This window comes from Paracraurococcus lichenis (assembly GCF_030657435.1).
Classification (GTDB): Bacteria; Pseudomonadota; Alphaproteobacteria; order Acetobacterales; family Acetobacteraceae; genus Paracraurococcus; species Paracraurococcus lichenis.
Window position 1 is genome coordinate 14,151 of record NZ_JAUTWS010000016.1, and the last position, 20,543, is coordinate 34,693.

Sequence of the window (20,543 nt, forward strand, 5' to 3'; positions counted from 1 at the left end):
GGGCGGGCCGATTCAGACCTCCGCGCCATACGGCGCTGCGGTCATCGGGCCGCGTCAGAACAGGCGGGGGCGCGGCGACCCCATGCGCCGCGCCGCGCTCGCCCCCAGCACCAGCGCGCCGAGGCCGGCCAGCACCGTCGCGGTCAGCGCCGGATGCAGTTGCGCCTCGAGGAAGAGGCTGGTCTTGCGGACCGGCGCCACCGGCCGCGTCAGGCTCTTCTCCGTCCCGTCCTCGCGCGCCGCGTAGAGGTTGTCGGCGCGCTCGCGGCGCGGCGCCTTGTCCGAGACCTGCGCGGGATAGCCCACCGCCTCCATGATCAGGTCGGTCGCGCGGGGGAAGAGGTTGCCCATCAGCGCGATGGCATGGCCGCCGAAGCCGACGACGATCTCGCGCTTGCGGTGCTCGCAGGCATGCAGGATGGCGCGCGCCACCAGGCGCGGGTCATAGGCCGGAGGCGGCACGCGCATGCCGGGGCTGTCGAGCAGGTTGCGGCCATGCTCCTGGAAGGCGGTCTCGATGCCCGAGGGCTTGATGAGCGTGACGCTGACCGGCGCGCCGTCGCGCTCGAGCTCCATCCGCAGCGCATCGGTGAAGGCGCGCACGGCGTGCTTGGTGGCGCTGTAGGTGCCCTGCAGCATCATGGCGCGGTCGGACAGCACGCTGCCGATATTGACGATGGCGCCGCCGCGGCCGCGCAGCGCCTTGGCCGCAATCAGCGAGCCATGCACCACGCCCCAGTAATTGGTGTCGAAGAGCCTGCGCTGGTCCTCGACCGGTGTCCTCTCGATCTCGCCGTAGATCGAGGTGCCGGCGTCGTTCACCCAGGAATCGAAGCCGCCGAAGACCTGCTCGCATTTCGCGGCCGCTGCCTCCAGCGCTGCGCGGTCGCCGACATCGGCGGCGGCGAAATCGGCCTGGGCGCCGCGGCCGCGCAGTTCCTCGGCGACCTTGCGCAGCGCCTCCTCGTTGCGGGAGACGAGGAAGACCCGGGCGCCGGCGCGGGCGGCATTGCGGGCGGTTGCGAGTCCTATGCCGGAACTCGCGCCGGTGATGAGGATGGTCTGCTGCGACAGCGGCTTCAGCCGGATGGACGGCATCGGAGGGACCTCGGGGATGGGGGATGCGGGCTCCAACCCCCGCCCCCCGCCGCCGGTTCCCCTCCGCCTTTGGTCGCCCAGGGCCGTCTCGCGCCGGCCCCGCCGCCTGCGGTGCTCCCGCGGACGGCGTCACGCCCCCGGGTGTTCCCACCCTGCGGCGATCGTCTCCGGAGCAGGCACTCCCAGCAACCGAGAGGCTAGACCTTGAGGGTGCCGGCCTTCGCCGCGGCGTAGCGCTGGCCGATGGCGTCCCAGTTCAGCACGCCCCACCAGGCACGGGTGTATTCCGGCCGGCGGTTCTGGTAGCGCAGGTAGTAGGCATGCTCCCAGACATCGTTGCCGAGCAGCACGCGCTGGCCTTCCATCAGCGGCGTGTCCTGGTTCGGCTTCTGCGCGATGGCGAGCTTGCCGTCCTTCGCCACGGTCACGAAGGCCCAGCCGGAGCCGAACTGGGTATTCGCCGCGCGCTCGAAGGCGGAGCGGAAGGCGTCCCAGCCGCCGAGGTCGCGGTCGATCGCGGCCTTCACCTCGCCCGTCGGCTCGCCGCCCTTCCCGCCCATGATGGTCCAGAACATGGTGTGGTTGGCATGGCCGCCGCCGTTGTTGCGGACGGCGGTGCGGATCCCCTCCGGCACCTCGCCGATCTTCGCCAGCAGCTCCTCGATCGGCATGCGGTGCAGGGCGCTGTGGTCCTTCACCGCGGCATTCAGGTTGTTCACATAGGCCGCGTGGTGCAGGTCGTGGTGGATCTGCATGGTGCGGGCATCGATCGCGGCCTCGTTCGCCTCCGGCGCATAGGGCAGCGGCGGCAGGGTGAAGGGGCCGGTCGGCGCCGCGGGCGCGGCGGCCTGGGCGAAGACGCGGCGCGGGGCGGCGGCCAAGGGGGCGGCAATCGCGGCGGCGCCCAGCAGCAGGCCGCGGCGGCGGGTCGTCAGGGACATGGCGTTCTCCTCTGGCAGGCCGGCAGGCGGCAGCGGTGCAACAAGGGCCGCATGTCGGCGGGCACGGCGAATCACGATCAGGTCGGGGTGGGCAGGTCCGGGCGGGCAGCTCCACTTCAGGGTCGCATTCCGCCTGCGCGCCTAGCGGAATACACGAAAGGCGAAGCCCGCATAGGGGTCCCAGGCAACCGCGGCAGGGCCGCCGGGCCGCGGCACCCGGCTGCCCGCCGGCCGCTTGGCGATCAGGCTGCCGCCGCGGCCGAGCTCGAGCTCCAGCCGCCAGTGGTCGCCGCGGAAGATGATGTCGCGGAGCGCGGCGGGCAGCGCTCCCTCCCCCATCTCCTCGGCGCGCATGGCCGCGACCGCCACGCGCTCCGGCCGGACCGCCACGACGCAGCGGCTGCCCGGCCCGGCGACGTCGCCGCGCCGCGTCCAGAGCTCCGGCCCGCAATCGAGGCGCACCTGGCACTCCGCCTCCTCCAGCGCGAGGACGGTGCCGGGCAGGCGGTTGCACTCGCCGGTCAGGGCGGCGACCGCGGCGCTCGCCGGCTCGTCATAGAGCTGCTGCGGCGTGCCTTCCTGCGCCACCTGCCCGTCTTCCAGCACCGCGAGATGGGCGGCGAGCAGCAGCGCCTCCTCCCGCTCGCGCGTCGCCAGCACCGCCGTCATGCCGGCCTCGCGCAGCACCGCGCGGAGCTCGAGCGCGAGGCGCTCCCGCAGCGCCTGGTCGAGCCCGGCGAAGGGCTCGTCCAGCAGCAGCAGGGAGGGCAGCGGCGCGATGGCGCGGGCGAGCGCGAGGCGGCGCTGCGGCAGCTCGCCCAGGCGGTCGACCCGCTGCGCCTCCTGCCCGTCCAGCCCGAAGGCGGTCAGCGCGCGCGCGACATGCGCCGCCCGCTCGCGCGGCGGCAGGCCGAGCACGGGGGCGGTGACCACCTGCTCCACCGTGCGCAGCCGGCCCGGCGTGCCGAGCGGCTGCCACAACCCGGCGCCGCGCCAGCCCGGCGGCGGCCGGTCGAAGGGCGCCCCGTCCAGCAGCAGGCGGCCGGTATCCGGCGAGGCGAGGCCGGCCAGCAGCCGCAGCACGCCGGTCCTGCCGCTGCCCGCGGCGCCGAGCAGCACCGTGGTCGCGCCCATCGGTATCGCGAGCGATACGCCGTGCAGGCCGAGCGAGGGCTTGCTGACCGAGTCCAGGCGCAGCAGCGGTGCCCCCATGCGATTCCCCCTTCCCGCGGCACCGGCAGAGAGCCCCCGCCAGCGTGTCGATGCAAGGTGGAACCAGCAGCGGCGCGGCGACGTTCCCTGGCCAAGTTTCCGGAGTGGAAAGGAGCACGCCATGAGCGCCGCGAACGATTTCTCGAATGACGCCCGCAACCTCGGCAACCAGGCCCAGGCCTCCGCGCAGCGCGTCGGCGACGACGCCCGCGAGGAGCTCGCGCGGCTGCGCGCGCAGGTGGAGCGGCTGATGCAGGAGCGCGTGACGCCGGCGCTGGCCGGCGCCGCCGACCAGGTGCAGGACTACGCGTCGCGCGCCCGCGAGACCATCGAGGATCAGGCGGATGCGATCTCCGACACGGTGCGGGAGCGGCCGCTGACCGCAGTCGCGATCGCCGCCGCCGCGGGCTACCTGATCGGCCGGTTGATGGGCGGCAATACCTACGTCTATCCGCGCGACCGGCACTGAGCCCGGGGAGGGCGTAGCGCATGCGCATGTTCCAGCTTCTCCGCCTGGCCGCCCAGGCGGAAGCGCTGCGCTGGAAGCGGACGGGCCGGGGCTACGCCATCCAGGCGGTGCTCGGCGCCGTCGCGGCCGTCTTCGCCCTGATGCTGGTGATCATGCTGCATGTCGCGGCGCTGATCTGGCTGGCGCGCGGGCGTGACCCGGCGGTTGCCGCGGTCATCGTCGCCGCGGTCGACCTGGTGCTGGCCGGCATCCTCGGCTGGCTGGCGGCGCGGCATGCGGAGGATCCGGTGGCGCTCGAGGCGCAGCGGGTCCGCGACGACGCGCTGCGGCAGGTGGGCGACACCACCGCGCGCGCCGCGATGGTGCTGCCGCTGCTGCGCAGCCAGTCGGCGAAGAAGGGGCTGGTCGGCGCTGCGCTGACCGCCGCCGTGGTCGGGTTGATGGCCCGGCGGTGACGCCGCGGTTCCGGAGGTCGCCGTCCGTCGCGGCGCCCTCCGGATCGCGCCATACCGCATTCTCGCCAGTGGTCTTCCGCCCTGCGCCGCCCTCAGCCGACGGCTCCGCGCGGGGCGGGCAGGAGATGCGAGCAGACGGCACCCCAGCGTCTGCCTAAGGCGACCCGATGACCGATGGGCCGGACGGCCCGGAGGTCTGAATCGGTTCGCCCAACATACAAGGGCGGCCTGGCCCGCTCGCATGTCTCTCCCGCTTGAGGCAGAACCGGCCCCGGCCGCGCGAAGCGGCCCGCCTGGCCGTCCTGCGGTCCGCACACGCGGTTCCCAAAGCGACCTGCCCAGGGTCCTGGCAGTGCCGCGGCGCGGCGCCATGTCAGCCGCCCTTCCAAGTCCCTTCCGCCATCACCTGGGCGCGCCGTATCGCGGCGCGGATCCCGACCATCGGCCGTGCGGGCGTCGCGCCGCTCATCGCCACGGCACCCGCACCGACATGGTCACGACCCAGATTTAGAGTCCCAGAATACATATTCCATAGAAACTTTTTCCAGCGCTAGCGGTTGTGCTGGCGTGCGGGCGGCCGCGACCTGCCCTCGCAATCTCTGGCAGCGGAGAGGCTGGGATGCCCGACGATCGAGACCCGGGGCGCGATGCTGCAATCCAAGGCCAGGCGCAGCGGTCCGGGCAGGACGCCGAAGCCCTGCTCCGTGGCGCCGAGGACGCCGCCCGCACGGTCGGCCGGCGCCAGAGCCGCGGCGTTCCCGCCGAGGGGCGGCACGAGGGGATCGGCACCAGCCCCACGGGGGGGCCGGGCGTCAATCACTGGCAGGAAGCCCGGATCGCGCATTCCGGTCTCGACGACCGCGGCAACGTCTTCTTCGCCGCCGTCGCAATGACGCGCATGCCGATGATCGTCACCGATCCCAACCTGCCGGACAACCCGGTCGTCTTCGCCAATGGCGCCTTTCTCGACCTCACCGGCTATGACCTGGACGAGATCCACGGCCTGAATTGCCGCTTCCTGCAGGGCGTGCTCACCAGCCAGACCACCGTCCAGCAGGTGCGCGAGGCCATCCAGGAGCACCGGCCCTTCGCAGCCGAGATCCTCAACTACCGCAAGGACGGCACCGCCTTCTGGAACGCCCTCTTCATCGGGCCGATCTTCGACGAGGATGGCAAGCTGCTCTATTTCTTCGCCTCCCAGCTCGACGTCACGCGGCGGCGCAATTCCGAGGACGCCTTCCGCCAGTCGCAGAAGATGGAGGCCATCGGCCAGCTCACCGCCGGCCTGGCGCATGATTTCAACAACGCGCTGCAGGTCATCCTCGGCAATCTCAAGCGCCTGCAGTCGCATGCCGCGGATCCGGCGCAGGTGCTGCGCGCCGCCGAGCGGGCCTCGCGCGCTGGCGAGCAGGCGGCGAAGCTGACCAAGCAGCTCGTCACCTTCGCCCGCAAGACGCGGCTGGAGCCGCGGGCGGTGCAGCTCGACGAGGTGGTCGCCGAGTTCGCCGAGATGCTGTCGCGGACGCTCGGCGGCGACATCAGCATCGGTTTTGACACCGCGCCCGACCTGCCGCCCTGCATCCTCGATCCAGTGCATGCGGAAATGGCGTTGCTGAACATCCTGGCGAATGCGCGTGACGCCATGCCCGGCGGCGGCCGCGCCCTTGTCCGCACCGGCACGGCCGATCTCGACGAGGCGGCGATCCTCGCCGGCGGGGATGGGCTGAAGCCCGGCCGCTACGTGGTGCTCTCGATCGAGGACAATGGCCCGGGCATGTCGCCCGAGGTGCTGAGCCGCGCCGCCGAGCCCTTCTTCACCACGCGCAAGGGCCAGGGCACCGGGCTTGGTCTCGCCATGGTGCACGGCTTCGTGCGGCAATCCGGCGGGCGGCTCGAGATCAGCAGCGAGCCCGGCGCCGGCACCACCGTCTCCATGCTCTTCCCGGTCGCCGCGGAGGGCGCCGCGCCGCCCCGCCCGGTGGCGACCGAGCCGGTGCTGGACCCGCGGGGCGGCGCCGAGACGATTCTGGTCGTCGAGGACAATGACGACGTGCTCGACCTCGCCGTCCACCACCTGTCGGGGCGCGGCTACCACGTCCTCGCGGCCCGCAGCGGGGAGGAGGCGCTGCGCATCCTGGGCGAGTCGGGCACGCGCGTCGACCTGCTGTTCAGCGACATCGTCATGCCTGGCGGGATCAACGGCCTGGTGCTGGCGGAGCGGGCCCGCGCCATGATCCCCGGCCTGCGGGTCCTGCTGACCACCGGCTACAACGAGGACCTGGTGCAGGCGCGCGGCGCCGGCCGGGAATCGGTGCTGGGCAAGCCCTACCGGGATACCGAGCTGGCCGCCCGGGTCCGGCTGGCACTGAACCGCCCGACGGGGCGGGCGGCGGCCGGAAGCACGCATGAGGGGTGAGGCGCGTCGGGTTGATGGCCCGGCAGCAACGGGGTAGGCGACGCTCCGAGGCCATCACCCGAGGAGCATCGCGTGTCCGATACGTCACAGGGGGTCCCCGCGAAGCCGGGCATCGCGGGGGAGGGCGAACCGACCGTGCTGGCCCGCCGGGAGGGCGCCGCCGGCACGCTGCTTATGAACCGTCCGAAGACGCTCAACGCCCTCGACATCGAGATGATCCGCGGCTTCCAGGCGGCGATCGATGCCTGGAAGGACGATGCCTCGGTCCGGCTGGTGGTGCTGGAGGGCGCCGGCGGCAAGGCCTTCTGCGCCGGCGGCGATGTCCGCCGCATCCGGCAGCTCGCGATCGATGGCGAGGCGGCGGCGATCGAGGCCTTCTTCGCCGAGGAATACGCCGTCAACCGCGGCATCGCGACCTTCGGCAAGCCCTGGGTCTCGCTGATCGACGGCGTCTGCATGGGCGGCGGCATCGGCCTCTCGGTCCATGGCCGGCCCATCGTGGTCAGCGAGGCCGCCCTGCTGGCCATGCCGGAGACGGCGATCGCCCTCTTCCCCGATGTCGGCACCTCCTATGTCCTGCCGCGGCTGCCGGGGGCGGTCGGCACCTGGCTGGCGCTGACCGGCGCGCGGCTCCGGGGCGCGGAGGCGGTGCATGCCGGCCTCGCCACCCACTACGTCCCGAAGGCGAAGCTGCCCGGGCTGCGTGCGGCGCTGCTGGAGGGCGATGCCGCCGTCGTCGAGGGTTTTTCCGAGACGCCGCCCGAGCCGGGTTTCGCGCCGCACCGCGCCACCATCGACCGCTGCTTCGGGCGGGACAGCCTGCCGGAGATCCTGGCCGCGCTGGAGGCGGAGGGCACGGACTGGGCGCGCGAGCAGTTGGCCATCCTGCGCCGCATGTCGCCCACCTCGCTCTGCGTCTCGCTCGAATTGATCCGCCGCGGCGCCGGCGCGAGCCTCGATGAGTGCCTGGCGATGGAGCTGGCGCTGACCCGCAGCGTGGTGAACCGGCATCCGGACTTCCGCGAGGGCGTGCGCAGCGTGCTGGTGGACAAGGACGGCAAGCCGGCCTGGACGCCGAAGAGCCTCGAGGCGGTGGACCCGGCCGCGATCCGCGCCATGTTCGCGGGATGAGCGCGGCACCCCGCGGCGAGCTCGCGATCCGCACCCTCGCCATGCCGGCCGACACCAACCCGGCCGGCGACATCTTCGGCGGCTGGATCATGTCGCAGATGGACGTCGCGGGGGGCATCTCCGCCGCGGCCCGGGCGCAGGGACGGGTGGTCACCGTCTCCTGCACCGACATGGCCTTCCTCAAGCCGGTGAAGGTGGGGGACGTGGTCTGCGTCTATTGCGACCTCGCCCGCATCGGCCGCACCTCGCTGACCCTGCATGTCGAGGCCTGGGTGCTCCGCCAGGGCCAGGGCGAGCGCATCAAGGTGACCGAGGCCGACTTCACCTATGTGGCGCTGGACGCGGCGGGGCAGCCGCGGCCGGTGCTGGCCGGCCCCTGAGATCGGCCGGCAGACGTCTCGACGTTTGCCAGCCGGCATGGGGAGTTGCGGAAGGAGCCCGCCAGCCTCCGAAGAGGCAGGACAGGCGGGTAGTGCCAGCGCAGATGCCTTCGCAGCCCCAATGGTTTCATGCACTTGGTTGTTCTTGACTATTAGTTGATAGATGGAAAGGCTAACATAACGGACCTGTCAGCCGCATCGATGCACAAAGGCAGCAATTCTCCCCAGGCCGTACCACCCAGCGACCGGCCCCGCATACGACCGGGCTTCGCGCTCGCGCCTTTGCACAGGCCAAGGACGCCATGCTGCCCTATGCCCGCCTCACGCTCGGTCCAGGCTTCCGCCCGCTGCGGGCTGCCCTCTACTACGCGCAGCGGCTGGCAGTCGCGCCCAGCCTCCGCCGTGGGGTCGGTGCCGGGCTTGCGGCGCTCGTGAACCTGCGGACCGGGCGCGCCGGGCGGCGCCCCGCCTTGCCGCCGGAGGCGGCGATGCACCTGACGGCGCTGCGGCAGGACGGGATCGTGTCGCTCCCGCCGTTGTTGTCCGGGACCGCATTGCGGGAGACGATGGACTGGCTCGCCTCCCGTCCCGTGCTCGGCCCGCAGGGCCCGGTGCCCCTCGCGGCGCTGCCGCCCGGTACGGCGAGCGCCTCCTATCCGCTGGAGACCGTGCTGCGCTGCCCGCATGTCCTCGAGGTGGCGAACGACCCCGCCATCCTGGCCCTGGCGGAGGCCTATCTCGGCTGCCGTCCGACCCTCTCGAGCATCGGGCTGCGCTGGTCCCTGCCACGGCCGGACCGGCCGACCGATGTGCAGTTCTTCCATCGCGATCCCGATGACTGGCGGTTCCTCAAGCTCTTCATCTACCTGACCGAGGTGGACAGCGGATCGGGCCCGCATGTCTTCGTCCGCGGCTCGCACCGGACGGTCGGGCGGCTGCGGGCGCAACCCTACCACCCGGAGGCGCTGGCGCGGCGCTATGGGACGGCGGCGATGAGCGCCGTGACCGGCGCGGCAGGAACGAGCTTCCTGGCCGATACCTGGGGCATCCATGCCGGCGCCGTGCCGCTGGCGCGACCGCGGCTGATGCTGCAGGTGCAGTATTCGGTCCTGCCGGTCTACGCACTGGACTACCGGCCATTGCCGGTGCGGCCGGCGCGGCCGCTGGACCGCTATGTCAACCGGTTGCTGCTCGCAGCGGCAGAGCGCGGGGCCGTGCAGGCGGCCTGACCGCGCACCGGCAACAGCCTGCCGGATGCCAGGCGCCTGCCGTTCGGAGCGCGGGAGGCATGGGCCGCCCGCCCTGGTGCGGACCGCGGGCGGCGGCCAAGCTGCTGACGCTCCAGGCATCCTTCCCGGATCGACGCCAGCTTCAGCGAAGCTGCGCCAGGACCTGGTCCGTCTCGCGCAGCGCCTCGGCGGTCCGGCCGGCCTGCAGGTCCTGCCGCGCCTGGTTCAGCGCGCCCATGGCCTGCGACGGCACGGGCCGGCCGGCCGAACTCGCCTGCACCAGCGCGGTCTGCGCTCCGGAGAGGTCGGCATCCGCCTCCCGCAGGCGATTGGCCGATATCTCGGTCTCGGCGCGGCGGAGCAGCCCGCCCAGATCCGCCACCTGCCCGCCCGGCGCCGCGGCCGGCCGGGCCGGCGCGGCGCTCATGAAGGGCTTCATGTCGGGGTTCTCCGCCATCGGCCGCTGCATGGCCTCGCCGGTGCGCCTGGCACCGGGGATGGTGGCGCTGTCGGCGCTCTCCTGGGCGCGGGAGGCAACAGGCGGCAGGCCGAAGGCCAGCAGCCCGGTGGCGAGCAGGGTGGCTCGGATGGCAGGACGCATTCTCGTCTCCCTCCTGGCTTGGACGGCCGCCCGAGCGGCGGCGCGCCCAGAACGCGCAGGGTACCGACGGAGGCTGGACGGCGCCCTCCCACGGGGTGAAGACGAGGCCAGGGAAGGACACGCAGTCGCGAGTACTCGGATTCCATTTGCGATGCATGCGGTGGGAAGCCAGCCGCCCCCACCACCGCACAGCGTCAAACAATCCTGGCGCCTACCCTGCCGGCCTGTCTGTCGGACCGACATCTCTCGCCGTGAGTATTGCGAATATGTTGTCCTCAATCTCTTGCGCTGAGGTGATGTCATTCTGCAAGCCAATATAGTAGATAAGAAGCCCCGTATGATCAAAAACAGGCCTCAGGGAAAGCCGGTTACGAAAATAGGAGCCGTCTTTTCTGAAATTATCAAGATCCACAATACAGGACTTCTGCCCCGCTATTGCGTCACGAATGGCAAGCATGCCTGTCTGATTTTGCCGCTTGCCTTGCAAGAAACGGCAGTTCTGGCCAAGCACTTCATGCCGGGAATAACCAGTAAATTTCTCAAAGCCGGGATTGACATAAACCAAAGGCATGCCCGGCATCGTCGCGGAAGCGATGGTGATGGCATGCGACAAGCTGTCAAAGGAACCAGAAATGCTTTTGAGAAGGCGATTGTGCGGCATGGGTTCTCGACCTCCACATTTCTCGTAACCTTTCTTCCTTGCTGCACTGAAGTGGCAGTGTGCCTCCTTTTCCGCGCGCCCGGACTGCGTTGGTTCGAAGAGAAGCCCGACATGCAGTCGATCGGATGAAAGACGTCGTGACCAGGTTGGTGTCGTCCCGCCGGCGCTTCGACTTCCCTCCCGCCGACATGCCGCGCGCCGTCCAGAACAAATTCTGGCCATGACAGCCGGCGATTGCCTGCCGTCGCTGCCGTCGTCGCCAATCCTCAAGGCCGCAATCGGAGAGGAGCGGATCGGGGATTGCCCTGAAATTCGTAAGCCTTCACCGACGGCTGCGGGCGTGGTGGCCTGACGCGGCTCAGTGCCCGCTTTCGACGTCGTGACGGGGCTGCCGTGAGGGGCTGATTCTGGCCCTTCAGACGGCGTTGCAGGCAGTCTCCTGGCCGCAGGCCGCCATGTGGAAGCCTGCTGATCGCGCGCTGGTTGGGGATTTCGGCTCCGGCCAGGCGCTGACGGATGACCAGTTCCGGCTCTCAGCGCCCGATCAGCACGAGGACGACGCCCAGCACGACCGTCAGGGCGCCGGCGATCTCGGCCGGCTTCGCGCTCTCGCGCAGGTAGAAGCGGCCGAAGAGCAGGGTGAAGATGATCTCCACCTGCCCCACCGCCCGCACCAGGGCGACGGGCGCGAGCGCGAAGGCGGTGAACCAGCAGGCGGAGCCGCAGGCCGAGAGCGCGCCGACCTGCGCGCTGGTCCGCCAGGTCGTCAGCACGGCGCGGGCCTGGTCGGGCTCGCGCGCCAGCAGCCAGCCGCCCTGCATGGCGGTCTGCAGGATATTGGCCGTCACCAGCACGACGAGGGCGCGCAGGATCGGGTCGTCGCCCGGCAGCGCCTGGTTCGCCGCCTTGATCAGCACGCTGGTCAGCGCGAAGAAGAAGCCGCTGGCCAGGCCGCAGAGCGCCGCCGGCTGCACCGTCGCCCGCAGCAACTCCCCCGCATTGCGCGCCTTGCCGGCGAGCGACAGCCAGAGCACGCCGCAGACGCCGATGCCGATGCCGACCCAGGCGAGTGCCGAGATGCGCTCGCCGAGCAGCAGCAGCGCCAGGATCGCGCCCTGCACCGCCTCGGTCTTCGCATAGGCCGTGCCGACCGCGAAGCCGCGATGGCCGAAGGCCATGATCAGCAGGTTGGTGCCGAGGATCTGGCCGAGCCCGCCCGCGGCGGCGAGCGCGACGAAGGCGAGGCTTGGCGCCGGCAGCGACCCGCCGATGACGAGCAAATAGAGGCCGAGCAGCAGCGCGCCGACCGGCACGCCGTAGAGGTAGCGCACCACGGCAGCGGCATTGACGGAAAGCTGGCCCCGCAGCTTCTGCTGCATGGCCGTGCGCCAGGTCTGGAAGAGCGCGGCGGCCAGGGTCACCGGCAGCCAGAGGGGCGAGAGGATCATCCGGGCGGCAGGCTGCGGTGGGGCCGCGCGCGCGTCAACTCGCGTCGAGCTGCAGGCCCTCCTTGCGGATGACCTCGCCCCACTTGCGGGTCTCCGCGCCGACCCAGTCGGCGAAGCCTTCCGGCGAGAGCTTCAGCGGCACGCCGCCGAGCTGGGCGAAGCGCTGCGCCGTCTCCGGCAGGTCGAGCATGGCGTTGATCTCGGCATTCACCGACCGGACGACCGCGGGCGGCAGGCCGGCCGGGCCAAACAGGCCGAACCAGGTATTCACCTCGAAGCGCGCGAGCTCGGGCAGCGTCTCCCGCGCCGCCGGCACCTCCGGCAGCTCGGCATTGCGCTCGGCGCTGCTGACGCAGAGGGCGCGCAGCCGTCCCGCGCGGATATGCTCGATGACGCCGGTCAGGTTGTCGAAGAGGAAGCCGACATTGCCGGCGATCAGCTCGATCTGCGCCGGGGCGGAGCCGCGGAAGGCGACGTGGATCGCCTCGACGCCGAGGAGCTGCAGCATCCAGACCGGCGTCAGGTGGGTGGACTGGCCGACGCCGGTGGAGGCGTAGCTGACCTTCCCGGGATTGGCGCGCAGCCAGGCGGCGAAGCCGGCCATGTCGCGCACCGGCGAATCCGCGTTCACCACCAGCACGTTCGGGCCGCGGATCTGCCCGGCAATGGGCGTGAGCTGCTGCGGCGCATAGGGCAGGTTGCGGAACAGCGTATAGGCGATCGCCTGCGGCCCGACATTGCCCGAGAGCAGCGTGGTGCCGTCCGGCCGCGCCCGCACGGCTTCCAGCGTGCCGATGGTGCCGCCGGCGCCGGTGCGGTTCTCGACCACCACGGGCGTGCCCCAGCGCGCCTGCAGGTATTGGGCACAGAGGCGGCCCATGATGTCGGTGGTGCCGCCGGCGGCGGCGGGGACGATGATCCGCACCTGCTGGCCGGGCCGCCAGGACTGCGCCCGGGCGCGCGGCGCGAGCAGCAGGGCGGGCGCGGCGAGCGCCGCGCGGCGCGTGACGGCAGCCATCACCCGATCTCCAGTTGCAGGCCTTCCTTGCGGATGACCTCGCCCCACTTCTCGATCTCGGCATTGACGAAGGCCGCGTAGTCCTCCGGCGTGCCGGCGAGGGCGACGCCGCCCATCTCCCGCCAGCGGGCCTTCACCTCCTCCGTGCCGTGCCACTGCATCATCGCGGCATTGATGCTGTCCACCACCGGCCGCGGCGTCGCCGCGGGGACGAAGATGCCGAACCAGGTGTTGACGTCGAACTTCGCCAGTTCCGGCAGCGTCTCCCGCGCCGCGGGAAGGTCGGGAAGCTGGTGGTTGCGGTCGGCCGAGGAGACCGCCAGCGCCCGCACCCGGCCGGCGCGGATCTGGCTGATGCCGCTGGTGAGGTTGTCCCACATGAACTGGATATTGCCCGCGACCAGTTCCAGCGCCGCCGGGCCGGCGCCGCGGAAGGGGACGTGCACAGCCTCCGTCCCCGTCGCCTGGCAGAACCAGACGCCGGTCAGATGCGGGCTCTGCCCGACGCCGGGCGAGCCGAAGCTGAGCCTGCCAGGGTTCTTCTTCAGATGCGCGACCAGTTCCGGCAGGGTAGTGGCGGGGACGGAGGGGTGCACCACCAGCACGTTCGGCCCGCGCACGGTGCCGCAGACCGGGGTCAGGTCCTCCCGCCGGTAAGGGAGCGAGCGGTAGAGCGAGAGGCCGATGGCCTGCGGCCCGATATTGCCGAGCAGCAGGGTATGCCCGTCCGGCGCCGCCCGCACCACCTCCTGCGTGCCGATCACGCCGCCGGCGCCGGAGCGGTTCTCCACCACGCAGTTCTGGCCGTAATGGGCCTGCAGGAAGGGGGCGAGGAGGCGGGCGCTGATATCGGCGGTGCCGCCCGGCGCGGCGGGGACGACGATGCGGATGGCCTGGCTCGGCCGCCAGGAGGAGGACCCACCCTGGGCGCGGGCCACCAGGGGGAGGGCAAGCAGCGGCAGGGCGAGCGCGGCGCGGCGCGTGGCGAGAGGCATGGCGTTTCCCGGTTGGTCTTGCCGCGCAACATGGCGCCGAAGGCCGCGGCGGGAAAGGGGCGGCGCGGCCGGCGCGCCGGTCCTCAGGACGGCGCCGCCACCAGCCCCAGCCCGTTCAGGCCGGTCAGCGTCTCCGGCCAGCGCCTTGCCTCGGCCGATTGCAGCAGGATGCGCGCCCAGGCGACCCAGCCGGACCAGGCGATGCGCTTGTCCCAGGCCACGCCCCAGTCCTGCAGCAGGTCGAGACCCGCCCGCGCCTGCCCCGCCGCCATGTCCCAGTCGCCGGCGATAAGGGCGAGTTGCGCCAGCATCAGCCGCGGCTCACCGACATAGGGGTTCTGGGCGATGCAGGCCTCGAGCGCCCGGTGGGTCGGGCCCATCCCGCCCATCGGCAGGCCGCGGGTGACCGCCTGCCAATAGAGGGCGCAGGCCGCCATCTCCTCGGCCGGATCCAGCACCGCGGTGCAGCGGGCGAAGACCGGCGGGGTCGGCAGCCCCCATTCCTCCGGCAGGTCGGAGAGGACGCGGCCGAGGCGCGAGAGCATCGAGAGCGCCGTCGCGGTCGGCTTCAGCGGCCCGGGCCAGAGCGAGGCGGCCCAGTTCTCCCGGGTCGGGCGTGGCCTCTGGAAGGGAAAGCCCGCGAAGATCTCGTCCTGCCAGGAATGCCACTGCTCCGCCACGTCTGCCATGGTGGCGATGGCGAAGACCGCGACGTCGCGGGCCGAGAGGAGGACGGGCGGCGCCCCGTCCCGTTCCAGCGCCATCCCCTCCTCGGGCAGGTCCTCCTCGTCAAGCAGGCGCTGCGTGAAGAGGCTGCGCGGCATGATGCAGAAGGTGTGGATCAGCCGCTCCGCCTCGGTGCCCAGGGCCTCGGCCAGTTCCGCCCGGTTGCCGGCGCCGTCGAAGAGCTTCAGGTCCACGTATTCGTTGGAATAGACGCTGTGGAAGAGGCCGAGGAGGCGCACCTCCCGCGGCTGGTCCCAGAGGGTCAGGGTGCGGAGCACGCCGAGCAGGTGGTCCCGGAAGGTACCGGCCTTGTGCCAGTCCTCCCCGGCGCTGCGGGCGAGGAGCAGGTCGAGCAGCCGCGGCATCTCCGGATCGACGCGGGCCCAGTCATCGGCGAGCAGGGCCCGGAGATGCGGATGCAGGCGCTCAGGCATCGGACACCCTAGCGGCGCCGACCTGTTCTCGTTGCAGGAGCCCGATCTTCGTCATGCCCTCGCCCTCCCCGGCCTGCGCCAGCCTACCGGCCCGACCGTTGCCGGCAAGCGCCCGCGCCGCTTGATCTGGATCATGGCGCCGGGCCGCCCCGCGCGGTCCCGTGAGCCGGAGCATCGTCACCGCCGCGGCACAGGGTTGCGGCCGATTCATCGGGTTTTTCCGGCCAATGCCGCTCCCTTCCGCCACGCCCGTGCTACATCTGCGCGCCATCATGCAGACCCGCGCCACCCTCCTCGCCCATGCCCGCGACACGCTCGGCGCCATGCGCCGGGAGGGCCGCTACCGCGAATTCGCGCATCTGGAGAAGCTGGCCGGCCGCTTCCCGGTCTATCGCTGGCACCGGCCGGAGGGCGTGCGGGAGGTGACCGTCTGGTCCTCCAACGACTATCTCGGCATGGGCAACCACCCCGCGGTGCTCGAGGCAGCAGCGCGGGCGGTGGCGGAGCATGGCGCGGGCGCGGGCGGGACGCGCAACATCTCCGGCACCTCGCCGATCCATGCGGCGCTCGAGGCCGAGCTTGCCTCGCTGCACGGCAAGTCGGGGGCGCTGCTCTTCGGCAGCGGCTACATCGCCAACGACGCCGCGATCTCCACGGTGCTCGAGGCGCTGCCGGGCTTCATCGTCTTCTCCGACGCCAAGAACCACGCCTCCATGATCGCCGGCATGCGCCACGCCAAGGGCGTGACCCGGGTGATCTGGAAGCACAACGACCTTGCCGACCTCGAAGCGAAGCTCGCCGCCGCCCCGGCGGAGGCGCCGAAGCTGATCGCCTTCGAGAGCGTCTATTCCATGGACGGCGACATCGCCCCGATCCACGCCATCTGCGACCTCGCCGAGCGCTACGGCGCCCTGACCTATCTGGACGAGGTGCATGCCGTCGGCCTCTACGGCGCGGGCGGCGGCGGCATCAGCGAGCGCGATGCGGCGGCCCATCGCATCGACCTGATCGAGGGCACGCTGGCCAAGGGCTTCGGCGTCTTCGGCGGCTATGTCGCGGGGGAGGCCGATCTGGTCGACTTCATCCGCAGCGTCGCGGGCGGGCTGATCTTCACCACCGCCCTGCCGCCTTCCGTCTCCGCCGCGGCGCTGGCCAGCGTCCGGGCCCTGAAGCAGGACCCGGCCCGGCGCGAGGCGCTGGCCGGGCGGGCGGCGGCGCTGAAGGCGGCGCTGGACGCGGCCGGCCTGCCCCGCATCCCGGGGCCGAGCCACATCGTCCCCGTCATGGTCGGCGAGGCCGAGCTCTGCCGGCAGGTCGCGCGGCGGCTGCTGGAGGAGCACAACCTCTACGCCACACCGATCAACTACCCGACGGTGCCGCGGGGGACGGAGCGGCTCCGGCTCTGCGCCACGCCCTTCCACACCGATGCGATGATCGCCGACCTCGTGCGGGCGCTGAAGGCGGTGCTGCCGGCGCGCGCCGTGCCGCTGGCGGCGGAGTAGCGCGCCTACTCCATCCGCAGCGCGGTATCGCGGATGGTGACGCGGGTGATGCGGCAGGCCTCGACCCCCTGCGTCTCCACCGCGCGGCCATCGGTCCAGACGGCACGGATGCCGTAGCGGCCCTTGCCCGGGACGCGGAAGGGCAGCGTGCCGCCGGGCGGCAATTCCCCGGCCGCGAGCAGGTCGGCGCCCCAGGCCCCGGCGCCCGGTGGCGCCAGGAAGAACTGCTCGATCGGCTGGCCGGAGGCATTGGCCAGCACCGCCCCGCAGGACCGGTCGCCGGCGCATGCGGCGAGCAGCGGCAGCAGCGAGAGAAGGCGCAACGCCGCCACCCCGCACCGGGCGGACAGGCGCCGGAATTCGGACATGTCAGGGATCCCGTTCGGCCGGGCGCATGGTCGGGTGCGGCGCCGCAGGGGTCAATCCGCGGCGGCCGCCCCGGTCATGACGCTACGCCGGCGGCACGGGCCGCGAGGACCTCGGCCAGCACGCGCTGCAGGTCGGCATGTTCCGGGCTGCCGCGGCGGACCGTCCAGGACCGGTCATGGACATGCCAGGGCAGCTTCGCCCGCCGCAGCTTGCGCTCGAAATGCCGGGGCTCGATGCCGGCCTCGTTCGCCATCTGGGCGGCGGTGACGAGGTCGGCGCGGTCGGGCTTGGCCATGGCTCCTCAGCCCGGCATCCCGAGCACGTTCTTGCTCAGGATGTTGCGCTGGATCTCGTTCGACCCGCCATAGATCGTCGCCGGCCGCGCCTGGATGTAGAGGCCGCCGATATTGAGGTCGCGGTTGCCCTCCATCGGCTCCATCAGCCCGGCATTCTCCCCGGCGATCTCCAGCATGGTGTCGGTGATCTTCTGGAAGAGCTCGGTCTGGATGATCTTCAGCATGGAGACGTCGGGACCGAGCGACTGGCCGCGCTTGAGACGGTCGACGAAGGTGCCGTAGAGCGCCTTCAGGTCCTCGAATTCCAGCCGCAGCTTCGCGTAGCTGTCCTGGAACTGCGGGTCCTCGGCGACGCCCATGCGCTCGGCGAGGATCTTCAGGCGCGAGAGGGCATAGCCCGACTGCCGCGGGGAGCCCAGGAAGATGCGCTCGAAGCCGAGCAGCGCCTTGGCCATGTCCCAGCCCTTGTTGAGCTGGCCGACCAGGTTCTCCTTCGGCACCCGGACATTGTCGAAGAAGGTCTCGCAGAACTCGTCATGCATCTCGAGGTTGATGATGGGACGCACGGTGATGCCGGGCGTCTTCATGTCCACCAGGAGGAAGCTGATCCCTTCCTGCTTCTTGGCATTCTTGTCCGTGCGGACGAGCAGGAAGATCCAGTTCGCGTCCATCGCCAGCGTGGTCCAGATCTTCTGGCCGTTGACGACGTAGTGGTCGCCGTCCAGCACCGCCTCGGTCCGCAGCGCCGCGAGATCGGAGCCCGCGCCCGGCTCGGAATAGCCCTGGCACCAGATATGCTCGCCGGTCAGGATCTTCGGCAGGAAGCGCTGCTTCTGCTCCTCCGTCCCGTACTTGATGACGAGCGGCCCGAGCATGACGATGCCGTGGTCGTTGGTCCGCGCCACGCCGTGGCGCTCGTATTCCTCGGTCAGGATGATCTGCTTCGCGGGCGAGAGGCCGAGGCCGCCATGCGCCGATGGCCAGCCGGGGCAGAGCCAGCCCTTCTCGGCCAACTTGAAGTACCATTCCTTGTTCTCGTCCCAGTGCAGGCGCTTCGGCGGGTTGCGCAGGTGCTCCGGGTAGTTCTCGTGCAGGAAGGCGCGTACGACCTGGCGGAAATGCTCGTCCTCCAGCCCGTCGAGCTCCGCGGGCGGCGGGATGCGGATGGCGTCCATCTCAGGCTCCCCTGAATTGCGGCTTGCGCTTGCCGAGGAAGGCGGCGCGGCCCTCGGCGAAATCCTCTGTCAGGAACAGGGTGGACTGGAAATGCCGCTCCTGCTCCAGGGCGCGGTCCAGCCCCTCCCCCAGCATCTGCTTGGTCAGCGCCATGGGCGCCGGCGCCTGCTCGGCGAGGAAGCGCGCCTTCTCCAGCGCCACCTGCAGGGCATGGCCCTGCGGCACGACCTGGTCGATGAGGCCGATGCGCTCCGCCTCCGGCGCGCTCAGCATGGTGTGGTAGAGCATGATCTGCCGCGCCCGGCCCTGCCCGACGCGCAGCGGCAGGGTATGCGGCAGGCCGAGATCGGGCATCAGCCCGATCTTGCCGAAGCCGGCGGCGAAGCGCGCATCCTCCGCCGCCACGATCGTGTCGCAGGCGCAGGCCAGCGACAGGCCACCGCCGACGCAGACGCCCTCCACCGCGGCGACCACCGGCAGGCTGCCGAGGACCATGAGGCGGATGAGCTGGTGCGTCAGCCGCATCCGCTCCCGGCCGCTCAGCGCATCCTTCACGTCCATGCCGGAGATGTCGCCGCCCGAGCAGAAATGGCCGCCCGCGCCGGTCAGCACCACGGCGCGGATGGCCTTGTCGGCCTGCGCCTGCTCCAGCGCCGAGATCAGCGCGATGCGGATCGGCATGGCCAGTGCATTGCGCCGCGCCGGCTGGTCCATGGTGAGGATGAGGACGGGGCCGTCCCGCTCCTCGATGACGCGGATCGCGGAGGCCTGGGCTTCAGCGGCCTCCGGCCCATGCCCCGCGGGCCCTCCGCGCAGCGCGGCGGCCCGGTCCATCCCCGACCCGCTCATTCCTCGACCTCCGGGCTGACGGCCATGAAGCGGCGGCGGTGCAGCGCGGCGCTGCCATACTGGTTGGCCATCACCATCGCCTTCCGCAGGTAGAGGCCGACATCGTAGTCGTCGGTATAACCGATGCCGCCATGGAGCTGGATGCATTCGCGCTGCAGGCGGAGGCTGGCCTCGGCAGCCCGCGCCTTGGCCCGCGACACGGCGGCGCGCCGCGCATCGCCGACCGCACCCGCATCCAGCGCGGCCGCGGCGGATTCGATGCTGGCGCGGGTCAGCGCGAGCTGCATCCGGAGGTCCGCCGCGCGGTGCTGCAGCGCCTGGAAGCCGCCGATGACCTTGCCGAATTGCTGGCGGGTCTTCAGGTAGTCCAGCGTCATGCCGAAGGCCCGCTCCATGCCGCCGAGGAGATAGGCGCCGGTGACCAGCGCCGCCTCGTCCAGCGCCACCGCCAGCGCCTCGCCCACATCGTCAGCGAGCTTCGTCGCTTCGTGCATGTTGGGCTGCAGCGTGCCGAGATTGCCGCCATCCTGCGTGCGCTCGATCGTCGGGACGCAGCGTGCGGCCGGCAACTCATACAGGGCGAGCTTGCCGCCCTCCCGCACCGGCAGCAGGAAGAAGTCGGCGCCCGAGGCCATGGGCAGGAAGCGCCGCGGCGCGTCGGCGCTGCCCGGCACCTCCAGCGTGTCGGCGCGCTCCTGCCAGGCGGTCAGCACCACCACCTCACCCGCCAGCAGCACCGGCAGCGGGCCCTTGCCGCCGGTCGCGGCCAGCAATTGGGCGGAAAGGGTACAGGGAATCAGCGGCTCCGGCACCAGCCCGGCGCCGAGCTCCTCGGCGAGCGCGCACATCTCCGAGACGCCGAGGCCGGCGCCGCCCAGCGCCTCCGGCACCCGCAGGCCGATCCAGCCCATCTCGCCCATCTGTCGGAACAGCCCGGCATCGAAGCCGGGATCCTGCCAGCGCAGGTCGCGCACGCGCTTCAGGTCGCCGCCCGGCGGGGCGACGGCCGCGGCGCTGTCGCGGATCATGCGGATGGATTCGGCGCGGTCGTCGTCGAGCGCGGCACTCATTGGATGCGTCTCCCCAGTATCCAGGGAGGGCTTTGCCCTCCCTGGACCCACCCACCAAGGGCTTAAG

Annotated in this window: 21 protein-coding genes; 7 read left to right on the forward strand and 14 right to left on the reverse strand. The window is 71.5% G+C overall.

All coding sequences use genetic code 11. The annotated features are described in order from the left end of the window. Positions 1 to 54: 54 nt before the first annotated feature. The 3 genes from Q7A36_RS17490 to Q7A36_RS17500 form a co-directional block, all read right to left on the reverse strand. The gene (locus Q7A36_RS17490; RefSeq protein WP_305105014.1) at positions 55 to 1,098 is read right to left on the reverse strand and encodes an SDR family oxidoreductase; all 1,044 of its coding nucleotides are present in this window, start codon (positions 1,096 to 1,098) and stop codon (positions 55 to 57) included. Between the two features lie 197 nt (positions 1,099 to 1,295). After that, positions 1,296 to 2,039 (reverse strand): superoxide dismutase, encoded by a 744-nt coding sequence (locus Q7A36_RS17495; protein WP_305105015.1) that lies wholly within the window; start codon positions 2,037 to 2,039, stop codon positions 1,296 to 1,298. A 141-nt stretch (positions 2,040 to 2,180) separates the two neighbouring features. Then, positions 2,181 to 3,251 carry an ABC transporter ATP-binding protein gene (locus tag Q7A36_RS17500; protein WP_305105016.1) on the reverse strand — a complete coding sequence of 357 codons (1,071 nt, stop codon included), beginning with the start codon at positions 3,249 to 3,251 and terminating at the stop codon, positions 2,181 to 2,183. Positions 3,252 to 3,372: 121 nt separating this feature from the next. On the opposite strand from Q7A36_RS17500, the gene Q7A36_RS17505 reads away from it, so the two are divergent. From Q7A36_RS17505 to Q7A36_RS17530, 6 genes are all read left to right on the forward strand, one after another. After that, positions 3,373 to 3,720, forward strand: a complete 348-nt coding sequence (locus Q7A36_RS17505; protein ID WP_305105017.1) for a hypothetical protein — start codon at positions 3,373 to 3,375, stop codon at positions 3,718 to 3,720. Positions 3,721 to 3,740: 20 nt separating this feature from the next. Then, positions 3,741 to 4,175 carry a phage holin family protein gene (locus tag Q7A36_RS17510; RefSeq protein ID WP_305105018.1) on the forward strand — a complete coding sequence of 145 codons (435 nt, stop codon included), beginning with the start codon at positions 3,741 to 3,743 and terminating at the stop codon, positions 4,173 to 4,175. Positions 4,176 to 4,794: 619 nt separating this feature from the next. After that, positions 4,795 to 6,591: a histidine kinase famiy protein gene (locus Q7A36_RS17515; RefSeq protein ID WP_305105019.1), complete on the forward strand. Its 1,797-nt coding sequence runs from the start codon at positions 4,795 to 4,797 to the stop codon at positions 6,589 to 6,591. Positions 6,592 to 6,663: 72 nt separating this feature from the next. Further along, positions 6,664 to 7,722, forward strand: a complete 1,059-nt coding sequence (locus Q7A36_RS17520) for an enoyl-CoA hydratase/isomerase family protein (protein ID WP_305105020.1) — start codon at positions 6,664 to 6,666, stop codon at positions 7,720 to 7,722. Then, entirely contained in the window at positions 7,719 to 8,102 is a 384-nt protein-coding gene (locus Q7A36_RS17525) for an acyl-CoA thioesterase (protein ID WP_305105021.1), read from the forward strand. The genes Q7A36_RS17520 and Q7A36_RS17525 overlap by 4 nt, the downstream gene beginning before the upstream one ends. 302 nt (positions 8,103 to 8,404) lie before the next feature. Further along, positions 8,405 to 9,331 (forward strand): hypothetical protein, encoded by a 927-nt coding sequence (locus tag Q7A36_RS17530; protein ID WP_305105022.1) that lies wholly within the window; start codon positions 8,405 to 8,407, stop codon positions 9,329 to 9,331. Between the two features lie 142 nt (positions 9,332 to 9,473). On the opposite strand, the gene Q7A36_RS17535 is transcribed toward Q7A36_RS17530, so the two are convergent. From Q7A36_RS17535 to Q7A36_RS17560, 6 genes are all read right to left on the reverse strand, one after another. Then, the gene (locus tag Q7A36_RS17535; protein WP_305105023.1) at positions 9,474 to 9,932 is read right to left on the reverse strand and encodes a hypothetical protein; all 459 of its coding nucleotides are present in this window, start codon (positions 9,930 to 9,932) and stop codon (positions 9,474 to 9,476) included. A 211-nt stretch (positions 9,933 to 10,143) separates the two neighbouring features. After that, positions 10,144 to 10,593, reverse strand: a complete 450-nt coding sequence (locus Q7A36_RS17540) for a PAS domain-containing protein (protein WP_305105024.1) — start codon at positions 10,591 to 10,593, stop codon at positions 10,144 to 10,146. A gap of 533 nt (positions 10,594 to 11,126) precedes the next feature. After that, positions 11,127 to 12,041, reverse strand: coding sequence for an EamA family transporter (locus Q7A36_RS17545; RefSeq protein ID WP_305105025.1), 915 nt, complete (start codon positions 12,039 to 12,041; stop codon positions 11,127 to 11,129). 34 nt (positions 12,042 to 12,075) lie between these two features. Then, positions 12,076 to 13,059 (reverse strand): Bug family tripartite tricarboxylate transporter substrate binding protein, encoded by a 984-nt coding sequence (locus Q7A36_RS17550; RefSeq protein WP_305105026.1) that lies wholly within the window; start codon positions 13,057 to 13,059, stop codon positions 12,076 to 12,078. After that, positions 13,059 to 14,054, reverse strand: coding sequence for a Bug family tripartite tricarboxylate transporter substrate binding protein (locus Q7A36_RS17555; protein ID WP_305105027.1), 996 nt, complete (start codon positions 14,052 to 14,054; stop codon positions 13,059 to 13,061). The genes Q7A36_RS17550 and Q7A36_RS17555 overlap by 1 nt, the downstream gene beginning before the upstream one ends. 83 nt (positions 14,055 to 14,137) lie before the next feature. Continuing rightward, complete coding sequence (locus tag Q7A36_RS17560) at positions 14,138 to 15,214, reverse strand: DUF6817 domain-containing protein (RefSeq protein WP_305105028.1); 1,077 nt, start codon at positions 15,212 to 15,214, stop codon at positions 14,138 to 14,140. Positions 15,215 to 15,441: 227 nt separating this feature from the next. Here Q7A36_RS17560 and hemA point away from each other — a divergent pair, with 227 nt between their 5' ends. After that, positions 15,442 to 16,716 carry a 5-aminolevulinate synthase gene (hemA, locus tag Q7A36_RS17565; protein ID WP_370655675.1) on the forward strand — a complete coding sequence of 425 codons (1,275 nt, stop codon included), beginning with the start codon at positions 15,442 to 15,444 and terminating at the stop codon, positions 16,714 to 16,716. A gap of 5 nt (positions 16,717 to 16,721) precedes the next feature. Here hemA and Q7A36_RS17570 read toward each other — a convergent pair whose 3' ends face one another. From Q7A36_RS17570 to Q7A36_RS17590, 5 genes are all read right to left on the reverse strand, one after another. After that, a complete protein-coding gene (locus tag Q7A36_RS17570) occupies positions 16,722 to 17,084 on the reverse strand; it encodes a hypothetical protein (RefSeq protein ID WP_305105029.1) in 363 nt (120 codons plus the stop codon). A gap of 74 nt (positions 17,085 to 17,158) precedes the next feature. Next, the gene (locus Q7A36_RS17575) at positions 17,159 to 17,380 is read right to left on the reverse strand and encodes a hypothetical protein (RefSeq protein ID WP_305105030.1); all 222 of its coding nucleotides are present in this window, start codon (positions 17,378 to 17,380) and stop codon (positions 17,159 to 17,161) included. Positions 17,381 to 17,386: 6 nt separating this feature from the next. After that, on the reverse strand, positions 17,387 to 18,556 hold the full coding sequence (locus tag Q7A36_RS17580) for an acyl-CoA dehydrogenase family protein (RefSeq protein WP_305105031.1): 1,170 nt from the start codon (positions 18,554 to 18,556) through the stop codon (positions 17,387 to 17,389). A 1-nt stretch (position 18,557) separates the two neighbouring features. Beyond that, positions 18,558 to 19,406, reverse strand: a complete 849-nt coding sequence (locus Q7A36_RS17585) for an enoyl-CoA hydratase/isomerase family protein (protein WP_305105032.1) — start codon at positions 19,404 to 19,406, stop codon at positions 18,558 to 18,560. Beyond that, positions 19,403 to 20,476: an acyl-CoA dehydrogenase family protein gene (locus Q7A36_RS17590; protein WP_305105033.1), complete on the reverse strand. Its 1,074-nt coding sequence runs from the start codon at positions 20,474 to 20,476 to the stop codon at positions 19,403 to 19,405. Before Q7A36_RS17590 ends, Q7A36_RS17585 begins: the two co-directional genes overlap by 4 nt. Between the last annotated feature and the right edge of the window lie 67 nt (positions 20,477 to 20,543).